General features: G+C 61.8%; 13 protein-coding genes. 9 read left to right on the forward strand and 4 right to left on the reverse strand.

Annotated elements, in window-relative coordinates; genetic code table 11:
- Positions 1-23 precede the first annotated feature (23 nt).
- The 5 genes from fabD to mltG all read left to right on the forward strand — a co-directional run bounded on the left by fabD (position 24) and on the right by mltG (position 4695).
- Positions 24-968 carry an ACP S-malonyltransferase gene (fabD, locus tag ACIQ36_RS14430; protein WP_395830483.1) on the forward strand — a complete coding sequence of 315 codons (945 nt, stop codon included), beginning with the start codon at positions 24-26 and terminating at the stop codon, positions 966-968.
- Positions 969-981: 13 nt separating this feature from the next.
- The gene (gene fabG, locus ACIQ36_RS14435) at positions 982-1722 is read left to right on the forward strand and encodes a 3-oxoacyl-[acyl-carrier-protein] reductase (RefSeq protein WP_395830485.1); all 741 of its coding nucleotides are present in this window, start codon (positions 982-984) and stop codon (positions 1720-1722) included.
- Between the two features lie 179 nt (positions 1723-1901).
- Complete coding sequence (locus ACIQ36_RS14440) at positions 1902-2138, forward strand: acyl carrier protein (protein ID WP_045775785.1); 237 nt, start codon at positions 1902-1904, stop codon at positions 2136-2138.
- A 274-nt stretch (positions 2139-2412) separates the two neighbouring features.
- On the forward strand, positions 2413-3702 hold the full coding sequence (fabF, locus tag ACIQ36_RS14445) for a beta-ketoacyl-ACP synthase II (RefSeq protein WP_395830487.1): 1290 nt from the start codon (positions 2413-2415) through the stop codon (positions 3700-3702).
- Positions 3703-3708: 6 nt separating this feature from the next.
- The gene (gene mltG / locus ACIQ36_RS14450; RefSeq protein ID WP_395830489.1) at positions 3709-4695 is read left to right on the forward strand and encodes an endolytic transglycosylase MltG; all 987 of its coding nucleotides are present in this window, start codon (positions 3709-3711) and stop codon (positions 4693-4695) included.
- Here the strand turns inward: mltG and gcvA are convergent.
- Positions 4692-5600, reverse strand: a complete 909-nt coding sequence (gcvA, locus tag ACIQ36_RS14455) for a transcriptional regulator GcvA (protein ID WP_395830491.1) — start codon at positions 5598-5600, stop codon at positions 4692-4694. The two genes, mltG and gcvA, sit on opposite strands and share 4 nt — an antisense overlap.
- Before the next feature lie 122 nt (positions 5601-5722).
- Between gcvA and ACIQ36_RS14460 the strand changes: the two genes are divergently transcribed.
- On the forward strand, positions 5723-6145 hold the full coding sequence (locus ACIQ36_RS14460) for a VOC family protein (RefSeq protein ID WP_395830493.1): 423 nt from the start codon (positions 5723-5725) through the stop codon (positions 6143-6145).
- 10 nt (positions 6146-6155) lie between these two features.
- Here ACIQ36_RS14460 and ACIQ36_RS14465 read toward each other — a convergent pair whose 3' ends face one another.
- Genes ACIQ36_RS14465 through ACIQ36_RS14475 form a run of 3 tightly spaced genes read right to left on the reverse strand, consistent with a single transcriptional unit; the run spans position 6156 to position 8278 of the window.
- Complete coding sequence (locus ACIQ36_RS14465) at positions 6156-6737, reverse strand: GNAT family N-acetyltransferase (protein ID WP_395830495.1); 582 nt, start codon at positions 6735-6737, stop codon at positions 6156-6158.
- Entirely contained in the window at positions 6734-7597 is an 864-nt protein-coding gene (gene sseA / locus ACIQ36_RS14470; protein WP_395830497.1) for a 3-mercaptopyruvate sulfurtransferase, read from the reverse strand. Before sseA ends, ACIQ36_RS14465 begins: the two co-directional genes overlap by 4 nt.
- A gap of 30 nt (positions 7598-7627) precedes the next feature.
- Positions 7628-8278: an NUDIX domain-containing protein gene (locus ACIQ36_RS14475; RefSeq protein WP_395830499.1), complete on the reverse strand. Its 651-nt coding sequence runs from the start codon at positions 8276-8278 to the stop codon at positions 7628-7630.
- A 71-nt stretch (positions 8279-8349) separates the two neighbouring features.
- Between ACIQ36_RS14475 and ACIQ36_RS14480 the strand changes: the two genes are divergently transcribed.
- The 3 genes from ACIQ36_RS14480 to ACIQ36_RS14490 form a co-directional block, all read left to right on the forward strand.
- Positions 8350-8889: a SixA phosphatase family protein gene (locus ACIQ36_RS14480; protein ID WP_395830501.1), complete on the forward strand. Its 540-nt coding sequence runs from the start codon at positions 8350-8352 to the stop codon at positions 8887-8889.
- 4 nt (positions 8890-8893) lie between these two features.
- The gene (locus ACIQ36_RS14485; RefSeq protein ID WP_395830503.1) at positions 8894-10222 is read left to right on the forward strand and encodes a CHAD domain-containing protein; all 1329 of its coding nucleotides are present in this window, start codon (positions 8894-8896) and stop codon (positions 10220-10222) included.
- Between the two features lie 4 nt (positions 10223-10226).
- Positions 10227-10418 (forward strand): MarC family protein (locus ACIQ36_RS14490; protein WP_395830505.1); only part of this gene is annotated, 192 nt, incomplete at its 3' end.

The raw sequence follows: 10418 nt of genomic DNA on the forward strand, positions 1-10418 counted from the left end.
GAACTTTAAGGAATCTCCGCATTATGACCAGAGCCTTTCTGTTTCCCGGTCAAGGGAGCCAAATTGTCGGCATGGGGAAGGATCTCGCCGATACGTTTGCAACAGCCCGCGCTGTCTTTCAGGAAGTTGATGACGCGCTGTCGCAAAAACTCTCGCAATTAATGTGGGAGGGGCCGGAGGCCGACCTGACGCTGACCGAAAACGCCCAACCGGCGCTCATGGCAACCTCCCTTGCCGTGGCACGTGTCATCGAAGCTGAAACCGGTAAGCGCTTGGCCGATCTCGGCGTTGCCGTCGCCGGGCACTCACTTGGGGAATATTCGGCTCTCGCTGCCGTGGGCGCGCTGACCGTTTCCGATACTGCCCGGCTGCTGAAGCGCCGGGGGCAGGCCATGCAGAAAGCCGTACCGCTCGGCACGGGCGCGATGGCGGCTTTGCTGGGGGTTGAAATCTCGGTCGCACAGGAAATTGCCGAGGCGGCGGCCCAAGGCGAAGTCTGCGATATCGCCAATGATAATGGCGGCGGTCAGGTGGTTCTCTCGGGCACGGCCGGGGCGATTGCCCGCGCGGTTGCTTTTGCGCCGACCAAGGGGGTAAAGCGCGCGCTGCCGCTGCCGGTGTCGGCGCCCTTCCATTGCCGTCTGATGCAGCCTGCCGCTGATACGATGTCGGAAGCGCTGGCCGAGGTTGCGATGGTGCGTCCCAGCCTGCCCGTCGTCATCAATGTCACCGCGCGGCCCGAGCAGGATACCGATAAGCTTCGCCGCAGCCTGGTCGAGCAGGTCACGGGCCGGGTACGGTGGAACGAGAGCATTTCACACATGGCAAATGTTATGGGCATTTCGCAGTTTGTCGAGCTTGGCTCGGGTAAGGTCTTGACCGGGCTGGTAAAGCGGATCGCGAAGGACGCGACGGGCCTCTCGATCTCCGGCCCTGCCGATATCGAGGCCTTTCTCAAAACACTTTAAGAAAGAAATATAAATGTTTGATCTTTCGGGGAAAGTCGCGCTCGTAACCGGCGCGAGCGGCGGGATTGGCCGCGCGATTGCCGCCGGGCTGCATGGGCGCGGCGCGACGGTCGTTCTGACCGGCACGCGCGAAGCGGTTCTGGCCGAAGTCGCCGCCAGCCTCGGCGGTGAGCGCACCCATGTGATTGCCGCCGATCTGTCGCAGGCCGACGCTGCCGATACGCTGATTAAGGCCGTGGATGCGGCGGCGGGCGGGGTCGATATTCTGGTGAATAACGCCGGGCTCACGCGCGATCAGCTTTTGCTCCGCTTGAGAGATGCCGATTGGGACGGCGTGTTGGATGTCAATCTGACCGCGCCGATGCGCCTGTCGCGCGCCGTGCTGAAGGGGATGATGAAAAAGCGCTTCGGGCGCATCATTTCCATTACCTCCATCGTTGGGGCGACCGGGAACGCCGGGCAAACCAATTACGCTGCCTCTAAAGCTGGGTTGGTGGGCTTTTCGAAGTCGCTGGCCCAAGAAGTGGCTAGCCGCAACATTACGGTGAACTGCGTGGCTCCCGGCTTCATCGAAACCGCGATGACTGAGGCGCTGGGGGACGAGCAAAAGCAAAAGCTTCTCGGCGGGATTCCTCTCGGGCGCATGGGCACCGGGGAAGAAATCGCCGCCGCCGTCGTTTATCTGGCGTCCTCTGAAGCTGGTTACGTGACGGGCGAAACCCTGCACGTAAATGGCGGGATGGCGATGCTTTAAGCCGCTTTGGCTGGGGCCGGAGATGATGCGAATCTCTAGCGCCCGGTTCTGAAGTGTGTTACAGGGAGCGGCTTTCGGGCCGGAAACTCTCTCTTTTCATCCGCTCCGGAGGGGCTTGTCGGGCCTGCCCAGACCAGCTACACGGAACGATCACTGGTTACTGTCGAGGATAATTCGCAATGAGCACTGTTGCCGAACGCGTTAAGAAGATCGTCATTGAGCATCTGGGCGTGGACGAAGCCAAGGTCACGGACAATGCCAGCTTTATTGATGATCTGGGCGCGGACAGCCTGGACACCGTGGAACTGGTCATGGCGTTCGAAGAAGAATTCGGCGTGGAAATCCCCGACGATGCCGCCGAAAAGATTCTGACGGTGAAGGACGCTATCGACTTCATCGAAAAGAACAACGCTTAAAGCTATTTCCGGTTAACGGACATGCTTTTGAGCCCGCGCGGCGCATAAGCGGACCCAAGGTTGATAAGAGCCGGTTTCGGAACCTTCCGAAAGCGGCTCTTGCCACGAGGGCCGCCTGAAAGCGGCGCTGATTTGGGACCGACGAAAGTAGCGCGCGCTTCCTTCGGATCATAACGCCGCATCAGGTCTTTGATTGGTTGCATTTTTTTGTCGTCAGGTGTCCCATCTAACGACAAACTGCGCCAAGTTTGACGGCAAAAGGCGAAAGTCGCACGTGAGCAAAGCAAAACAAATCACCCTCAAGCGTGTGGTCGTTACCGGCCTCGGGATGGTCACTCCCCTGGGGACTGGCGTCGATCACAATTGGTCGCGTCTGCTGGACAGCCAGTCTGGCCTGAAGCGCGTCGACGATCATTTCAAGGTCGATGATATTCCGGCCAAGGTCGGCGGCGTCATTCCGCGCGGCAATGGCGGCCCCGGCCAGTTCGATATCGACGCGGTCGTTTCGACCAAGGATCGTCGCCGCATGGGGGATTTCATCGTCTATGCGATGGCCGCCGCCCAGGAAGCGATTGCCGACGCGGGTTGGGCACCCGAAAGCGATGCCGACCGCGAAGCGACGGGCGTCATGATCGGCTCGGGCATCGGCGGCCTGATCGGCATTACCGATGGGGCGGTGCTGGTAAGCGAGCGCGGCGCGGAACGCCTGAGCCCCTTCTATATTCCCGCCAATCTCATCAATCTTGCCTCGGGACATGTCTCGATGCGCTATGGCTTTAAAGGCCCGAACCATGCGGTCGTTACCGCCTGCTCGACGGGGGCGCACGCCATCGGCGACGCCGCGCGCCTGATTGCGCTGGGCGATGCCGAGGTGATGATCGCAGGCGGTACGGAAGCCGCCTTGTCGCGCATCGGCTTTGCCGGTTTTGCCGCCTCGCGCGCCATGTCGACCAACTTCAACGACACGCCGACGAAAGCCTCGCGCCCCTGGGATAAGGACCGTGACGGCTTCGTTATGGGCGAAGGCGCGGGTGTCGTCGTGCTCGAAAGCCTCGAGCATGCGCAAGCGCGCGGCGCGAAGATTTATGCTGAAGTCTTGGGCTACGGCATGTCGGGCGACGCCTACCACATCACCGCCCCCGCGCCGGATGGCAATGGCGGCTATCGCGCCATGCAGGCGGCGCTGAAATGGTCGGGCCTCAGCCTCGATCAGATCGATTACATCAACGCCCACGGCACCTCGACCCCGCTGGGGGATGAAATCGAGTTGAACGCCGTGAAGCGCTTGTTCGGCGAGCACGCCTATAAGCTCTCGATGTCCTCTACCAAGTCGGCCATCGGCCATTTGTTGGGCGCGGCGGGCGCGGTCGAGGCGATTTTCTCGATCCTCGCCTTGCGCGATCAAATCGTGCCGCCGACGCTGAACCTCGATAACCCCTCGGAAGGCTGCGATATCGATCTCGTGCCCCATGTGGCGAAGAAGCGGCAGGTGCGCTACGCTCTGTCCAACTCCTTCGGCTTTGGCGGCACGAACGCCTCGCTGATCTTCGGCGGGGCGGTCTAGGTCAGCTTGCTCAGGCTTCTCTCTCTGCTGTTGGGGGCGCTCGTTTTTGCGGGCGCCCTTTTTATCGTCAGCCTGCGCTGGGTGGAGGCTCAGATCGATAAGCCGGGTCCGACCAGCGTAACCAAGGTGATCTATATCCGCCGTGGGTTAGGCTCGGACGCCATCGGTCAGCAGTTGATGGACGAAGGCTTTATCGAAAAACCCTGGCTCCTCATGGCGGCGCAGCAGCTCCGCCGCGATCCGCGCGCTTTGCGGGCCGGGGAGTATGAAATTGCCGCCGGGGCTAGCCTATCGGCGATCCTGGAGCAGTTGCGCGCGGGCCGAACGGTAGTGCGTCGATTGACCTTGCCGGAAGGGCTGACGAGTTCGCAGATTCTCGACCTTATCCGCGCCGCCGACGGGCTGGAAGGTCCGATGGCGGAGACGTTGCCCGAGGGCAGCCTGCTGCCCGAGACCTATCACTATCAAAAGGGCGACCGCCGCGCCGAGATGGTCAAGCGCCTGCAAGCGGCGATGCAAAGCACGCTCGCCGACGCTTGGGCCAACCGAAACCTCAGCGTTCCCCTGCGCACGCCTGAAGAACTGCTGGTCTTGGCCTCAATGGTCGAGAAAGAAACCGGCGTGGCGGCGGAGCGGGAGCGGGTGGCGGGCGTATTCATCAACCGCTTGCGCAAAGGCATGCGGTTGCAGTCCGACCCAACGGTGCTTTATGGGGTTGTCGGCGGGGCGGGGGCCACGCGCAGCTTGACCCGCGCCGATCTCGATACCGATACGCCGTGGAATACTTATACCCGCGCTGGGCTTCCGGCCTCGCCGATCACCAATCCGGGCCGGGCGGCGTTGATGGCGGCGGCAAAACCGCTGGCGACCGAGGATCTCTATTTCGTCGCCGATGGCACGGGCGGGCATGCCTTCGCCAAAACGCTCGACGAGCATAACCGCAATGTCGCCAAATGGCGGCAGATCGAAAAGACGCGGGCCGCGAAGCCTTAGGTCCGGTAGGGCGCGGCCTCGTCCATAATCCAGTCGCGGAACAGCGCCACCTTTGCCCGCCGCTCGCTTCCCTTACCGTAGGCCAAATAATAGGCGCGCGGATTGCGCACGCGCACGGGCAGCGGTTGGATCAAGCGCCCCGCCGCGATATCCGTCTCGACCAGAAATTCCGGCAGCAGAGCCACTCCCATCCCCGCAATGGCGGCTTCGATAATCATAAAGAAATGCTCGAAACCGGGCGCGTCGGGCGCGGGGCGGAGGGAATCGCTCGGCAGCCCTACCGCGGCGCAAAAATCCGGCCAGGCTTGGGGGCGGGTGGAATGGAACAGCCGCCGGTGACGGGCCAAATCCTCCAACCGGTCGAGTGGCCCGAAGCGGGCGGTAAAGTTCGGCGCGCAGAAGAGGCTAACCGTCTCAGGCATCAGAAATTCCGCGCGGCACCCCGGCCAATCGCCATAGCCGTAGCGAATAGCGATATCCACGGGCTCGGTTGCGAAATCGACCATCCGATCGCCGGTGCTAAGATCGACATTGAGCCCCGGATGGGCCATCTCGAAATGCTGCAAGCGCGGCACGAGCCAACGAAAGGCGAGGGTATGGAGCGTACTAACGGCAATCGGCCCGCTGGTACCGCCGAACCGTAAGCGTTGGGTGGCGGCTTCCAGATCGGCGAGGGCGGCGGCAATCGCCCGCTGATACTCGGCCCCAGCGGGGGTGAGGATCAGGCGCGGCCCCTGCCGTTGGAACAGGGTGATGCCTAGGTCAGCTTCCAGGGCGCTTACCATGCGACTAACGGCGCTTTGGGTGACGTGCAGCGCATCGGCGGCCAGGGTGAAGGAACCCAAGCGGGCGGCGGCTTCGAAGGTCCTGAGGGCATTCAGAGAGGGCAGGCGACGAGCGGGCATGACTGGAACTTATCATGAGTTTTTAGAATAGTGATTGCCTAAAAACTCGCTTGTCCTGTCTTATCTTTCGCGGAAATTATGGTGAGCGACACGCGTTTCGCATTAAGCCCGGAGAAAATTTCATGACCAAAGTTACTCCCTTCCACATCGCTTTCCCCGTCGATGATCTTGCGGCGGCGCGTCAATTCTACGGTGAGTTTCTGGGGTGCCCCGAAGGCCGCTCTAGCGATGAATGGATCGATTTTGACCTGTTCGGGCACCAGATCGTTGCCCACCTCGCCCCGAAAAAAGCCGACGATAAGCACCATAATCCGGTCGATGGCCACGCGGTGCCGGTGCCGCATTTCGGCGTTGTGCTGGAGTGGGATACGTTCCAAACCTTCGCCGATCGGCTGAAGGCCGCCGGGGTAAAATTCGTGATCGAACCCTATATTCGCTTCAAGGGCCTCGTTGGTGAGCAGGCGACGATGTTTTTCCTCGACCCTGCGGGCAATGCGCTGGAGTTCAAAGCCTTCCGCGATATGAGCCAGCTTTTCGCAAAGTAAGGGAGGTTGCTCAATCCCCGCGCCGGTTGCTCGCCGCAATCAGCGCGGCTGGATTGGGAATGCGGTGCGATTCATGGGCGAAGGGCACGAAGCCCGCGCGCTGATACAGGCTGAGCGCCTTGGGGTGATCGAGGCTGCACGTATGCACCCACACCCGCTTCGGCCCACGCCCCCAGGCTTTGCGAATGGCGCAATCCAGAAAATACGGCCCGAGTTTCAGGCCGATGAAATCCGGCATTAGGCCGAAATAAGCGAGTTCCACTTCGCCGGGCTCGCGCCCATCTAGCTCGAAATAGCCTGCCGGGACACCGCCCACATAGGCGACCGTCACTTCCACCAACGGATCATTAAGGATGGCCGTTAGCTTGGCATCCTCCATCTGGCGGCGCTCGTGCCACAGCCACGGATCGCCGACGCTGCCATAGAGGAACCGATAGAAGCGCAGGTTCGGCTTACGCGCCGCCATCAGCGTTAGCGGTTGCGGCAGGGCGGGGCAGACCAGCGGTGTGGTTTTCGGCGGGGCCAGCATCTCCAAATGGGTAATCGAGACATCGATTTCAGCCGGATAGGGGGGAACGGCGGCAAGGCTCATAATACGGCAGCTTCCCCTGTGGCGATGGGGAGGCCGGGATAGCTGCCCCATTCGCTCCACGAACCATCGTAAACCGAAACATCGGTCCGGCCCAACTCGTACAGCCCGATGGCGAGCACGCAGGCACTAACGCCGGAGCCGCACGAAGCGATAATCGGTCGTTTCAGGTCCACGCCCGCCCCGATAAACCGGGCCTCAATGTCGCCCTTGGGCAGAATGAGCCCCGTTCCCGGATCAAGCAGGGCATTGAAAGGCACATTCCGTGCCCCTGGGATATGCCCCCCCGAAAGGCCCGCCCGAGGCTCGGGTTCGGTTCCGGCAAACCGCCCAGCCCCGCGTGCGTCGACTATCTGCACGGCGGGCGTGTCCAGCGCGGTCAGCACGGCGTCGCGGTCGCTCACCAGTTCCGGGCGGAAGCGGGCGTGAAACCGGCCCTGGCGCGACTTAGCGGGCCCGCTCTCCAGCGGGCGATCTTCGGCGAGCCACTGCTTCAGCCCGCCATCCAGCACGAAAACCTTATCGTGACCAAAAACCCGGAACATCCACCAGGGGCGGGCGGCGCTCATCAACCCGTGGCTGTCGTAGCAAACGATGGTGCTGTCGTTGCCGATGCCGAGATCGGTCATATCCTCGGCGAAACTATCGGGGTCGGGGAGCATATGGGGCAGATCGGTTTCGAGGTCCTTATAGGCGTCGATATCAAAGAACTGCGCGCCGGGAATATGTTTTTCCAGAAACTCGGCTTCGGCATTGCGCGGCACGCCGGGGAGGAAGTAGGTCGCGTCGAGCACGCGCAGATGCGGGTCGGCAAGCCGTTCCGCCAGCCAAGCCGTCGATACGAAAGCCGTTCGCGTGCTCATTCCCGTCTCCTCCTCTTCTTTTTGGTTCAGTCACGCCCCAGCGCGTGCCGATTGGGTCCAACGATCTTGAACCTTTTGTTGGTTCAGCAGCAACCATTGCGCGGCGATTAGCATCAGAGAGTTGTCAAAACGCCCCATTTCAAGCGCCTCTGCCAGTTGCGGCAGGGTGAGCGTGCTTATCCGGATATACTCGCCCTCGTCGGCATTCCCGGCAACTTTCGGCAAGAGGCTACTATCGATCCGGCCGCAGTAGAGGGTAACGGTTTCCGACACCGCGCCCGGTGAAGGAAGATAGGTCAGGACTTCAAAAAGATCCTGCACCTCAGCCCCGATTTCCTCCAAACATTCGCGCTGTGCCACACTGTGCGGATTGTCGATTTCCTCAGGCTCGATAATGCCCGCAACGATTTCGATCATCCACGGGTTTCGCCCGGCCGCCAAGGGCCCCATACGGAATTGTTCAATAACCACAACGCAGCCGCGCACCGGATCATAGGGCAATACGGCCACGGCGTGCCCGCGCTCGAACACTTCGCGCACCAGCAGTGGCGACCAAGTGTCTCCCGCGATCCGGTGGCGTAGGTGCCATCGATCCACCTGAAAATAGCCTTGGAAGACCGGATCGCGGCGCTCCACAATCACATCGGGGTTCGGCATGGGCTGGCGAATGTCTTTCTTCATGCTAGAACCCTAGCGAATTGATGTTTCCGCCGGAACCCCATCTGGCCGCCTTATCGTCAGGAGAACGGGCGATGCGCCGACTGGCCTTGCTGCGCCACGCTAAATCATCGTGGGATGATCTCACTCAAAGCGACCATGCTCGCCCGCTGAATAGCCGCGGCGAACGCGATGCCACTCGCCTCGCGGCGACAATTGAAGCCTTGGGGCTGCGGTTCGACCGCGTGTTGTGCTCGACCGCCACCAGGACGCGGGAAACCTGGGATCATTTGGCGGGCGCGCTGACGGCGGGCCGCCCCCCGCTGCCGCGCTATCTGGAAGAACTTTATCTCGCCGAGCCGGAAAAACTGCTCGCGACCGTTCGGCGCGAGGGGGATGGGGTCGAAACCTTGCTCCTGATTGGTCATAACGACGGTCTGCACGAGTTTGCCCTAGGGCTGGTGAACGAGGCGACCGATCTTGCCGCGCGCGACCGGCTATCGGAAAAATTTCCAACGGCGGCGCTTGCGGTTTTCGACTGCCCAATCGACGATTGGTCAAGATTATCTTGGCATACTAACCGCCTGATCGCGTTGCGCTTCCCGCGCGACCTGGATGGCGAAGGGGATTCTTGAGATTATGAGCCACCTCTGGCTAGGGCTTCGTCCCGATCAGCTTTCGGCGCTGCTCCAGCGCCCGTCCTGGCGGGGTTTGCAGAAAGCACCGAAGCCGGAACGCTGGCGGGTTCTCGATACAGCCGATCAGCGCCACCGGGAGACGCCGCTGATCGTTTCGCCAACCGGCAAAGGCGACACAGGGGCGCTTAAGCCTCAGTTCGATCTTACGCGCACCCGCTGGACCGATGGCGCTTTGACGCTCGAACATCTCGTTTGGACGCTCGCGAATGGCACCGAACACCAGGCCGCTTGGCTGCGCATGCCGGTTGGCCCCTCCAGGGATGCCCTGCGGGCGCGGTTGCAGGCGATGCATGCGGACGCACGGCTGGCCGATCCTATTCCGGTGGCGGGAGTCGATCCGATCGAGCTTGGCTATCGCTTTCTGGGCGCGGAGACGGGGCCGCGCCCGGCAAAACTGCGCCTGACGCCGGACATGACGGGCGGGGCGGTGCTGGCGGCCATTCTGGACAATGTGGCGGATGGGCTGTTGCTGCATTTGCCGAATGTCGTTTGGCTGCGCAATCCGGTCGCAATCCATCAGGCGCGGGTCGCGCTGCGCCGCCTGCGCGCGGCACTGCCGCTGTTCGGTGTGCGGGTCGATACGCCCGAGCGCGCGGAGGCGATGCGCCAGACGGCGGGCGATATTGCGCGGCGGCTGGGCACCGTGCGCGATCTCGATGTTTTTTGTAGTGAAACCCTGAGCCGGGCCGAGGCGGAGTTTCCGACCGAAGCGGGCTGGGCCAACCTGAAGACCGTCGCCGAAGCCCGCCGGGTAGCTGAAGCCCAAGTGCTCACGGAAACCGTCACGGCGTGGGATACAACGAATTTCCTGCTTGATCTGCTGCATTGGCGCGACGAGGCGGGGGCTCAACTGCCGAGCGGTTCAGGCGCGGGCGAGGTTGCGCGCACGCTCCTGGCCGACCGCTGGCGGCGGGTAAACCGCCAAGGCAGCCGGATGGACCGGATCGACGTTCCAGGGCTGCACGAGCTTCGAATTAAGATTAAGAAACTTCGATATCTTGTTGATTTCACGAAATCACTCTTCGATCCTAATGCGACTTCTACTTGGGAATCGCGGTTATCACCGCTTCAGGATGCGCTGGGAACGCTGAATGACGGTGCCTCAGCGCGCAGTCTGATTCGCGGGATGATGCCAATATTGGATAAGGAGGGCGCGTTTGCCGCCGGTCTGCTGATCGCCTGGGCCGACGGCCGAACCCTGCGGCACCGCAACCGCATTCAGCAGCTTTGGGACGATCTGGCCGATTTGCCCCCGTACTGGAAGGATTAGGCCCATGTCGCTCTCCGCCTGGCTTTCGGATTTCATTACGCTGTTCGTGGTCATCGACCCGATTGGCGTACTGCCAATTTATCTGTCGGCGATTGCGGGGATGAACAGCGCCGATAGCCGCCGGGTTGGGCGACTATCGATTGTCATTTCCTTCGGTGTGCTGGTGCTGTTCCTGCTCATTGGCCAAGCCTTGCTA

This window comes from Elstera sp., from assembly GCF_044372965.1.
Classification (GTDB): domain Bacteria; phylum Pseudomonadota; class Alphaproteobacteria; order Elsterales; family Elsteraceae; genus Elstera.